The sequence below is a fragment of the Nocardioides sp. P5_C9_2 genome, from assembly GCF_054049555.1.
The window spans coordinates 1-1,452 of the sequence record NZ_JBFUMD010000689.1; the positions used below are offsets into that span (position 1 = coordinate 1).

Below are 1,452 nucleotides of genomic sequence, written 5' to 3' on the forward strand. Positions count from 1 at the left end.
CCTTCGAGCGGGCGTCCTCCACCCAGGCGGCCGGCCGGCTGCCCACCCCGGCCGTGGTCGTCCCGTTCCGGGTGCTCTCCTCGGTCGCCGACGTGACGGCCGGCTCCCGCGACCAGATCAGCCGCATCGTCGGCGACGTGGGCCACGCGCACGTCTCGGTCGACGAGCTCCAGCCGCGGCTGGACCGGGCGATGGCGTGGACCGCCGCCCTGCCCGAGGACGAGCGCACCATCGTGCGCGAGACCCCGGACGCCGAGCGGCTCGCCTCGCTGAGCGAGGACGAGGAGCTGTGGCTGCGGATCTTCCTGGACCGCCTGCCCGCCTCGATGGACCTCGACGAGGTCACCGCGGTGGTCTACGGGGTGCCCAAGGTGGCGCGTGGGCTCGGCTTCGAGGACGCCCCGACCGAGCAGGTCAAGGCCGACCAGAAGGACTTCTTCCGACTGCTCTACCACCTGCTGGTCTCCGCCGACCGGGGTCCGCGCCTGCCCACGCTCGTCGTCGCACTCGGGCACGACACGGTCCGGACCCTGCTCGGGGCGGCCTCCTGACTTACCCGGCGTCTGCTCCGCTCAGGGCAGGACGGGGATGCGGGCCCGGACGTCGGCCACCAGGTCGAGGTCGACCTCGCCGATCAGCAGGCCGGGGTCCGCGTCGAGCCGGGCACGCACCGACCCCAGCGGGTCGACCAGCGCGCTGCGACCGATCCCGAGAGGTGCGCCCCGCACCGGCTCCTGCCATGCCTGCCCGGCCGCGAGCAGCCAGGCCTGGGCGTCGAGGGCGCGCGCCCGCACGAGCACGTCCCACTGGTCGGCCTTGCCCGGCCCGTCCCCCCACGAGGCGGGCAGCACCACGAGCTCGGCGCCTCGAGCGCCGAGCGCGGTGAACTGGTCGGCGAAGCGCACGTCGTAGCAGGTGGCGAGCCCGACCCGGACCGGTCCGGCGTCCCCGCCGTCGACGTCCACGACGACGTAGCCCTCCCCCGGCGCGACCGTGTCGGACTCGCGGGAGTCGAAGGCGTCGAAGAGGTGCACCTTGCGGTACGTCGCGTCGCCGGCCGGCCCGGTGAGGAGCAGCGTGTTGTGCACCCGGCCGTCGTCGGCCGGCTCGAAGAGCCCGACCACCACGGTCACCCCGGCGACCGCCGCGGCGTCGCGGAGACCGGTCGCGAAGGGGCCGTCGAGGGGTTCCGCGGCCCGCGCCGGGTTGCGGGCGAAGCTGGCCATCGTGGCCTCGGGGAGCACGACCAGGCGCGCGCCCGCGTCGGCCGCCCGGCGTACGGCGGTGACGGCCTCGTCGAGGTTGGCGACGGGGTCGGTGCCGCTGCGCACCTGGGCGGCGGCGACGGCGAGTCTGCGCGAACCGGTCATGGCGGCCCCTCCGGACTGCTAGGAAGCGAGGATGCACACCCCACGATCGGGGCGCGAACGTGCCTACGAGTATCTCCGGACG

The 1,452-nt window shown here is 75.1% G+C and carries 2 protein-coding genes; one reads left to right on the forward strand and one right to left on the reverse strand.

What is annotated here, in order from left to right:
• The coding region (locus tag ACXJKL_RS21020; protein WP_457208936.1) for a hypothetical protein at positions 1 to 551 on the forward strand (551 nt) is incomplete at its 5' end.
• A 21-nt stretch (positions 552 to 572) separates the two neighbouring features.
• Here ACXJKL_RS21020 and ACXJKL_RS21025 read toward each other — a convergent pair.
• On the reverse strand, positions 573 to 1,370 hold the full coding sequence (locus ACXJKL_RS21025) for a nitrilase-related carbon-nitrogen hydrolase (protein ID WP_457208937.1): 798 nt from the start codon (positions 1,368 to 1,370) through the stop codon (positions 573 to 575).
• Positions 1,371 to 1,452: the final 82 nt, after the last annotated feature.

Coding starts and splice junctions, on each gene's coding strand:
- ACXJKL_RS21025 (WP_457208937.1), bottom strand. CDS start 1,370: ATGACCGGTTCGCGCAGACTCGCCGTCGCCGCCGCCCAGGTGCGCAGC.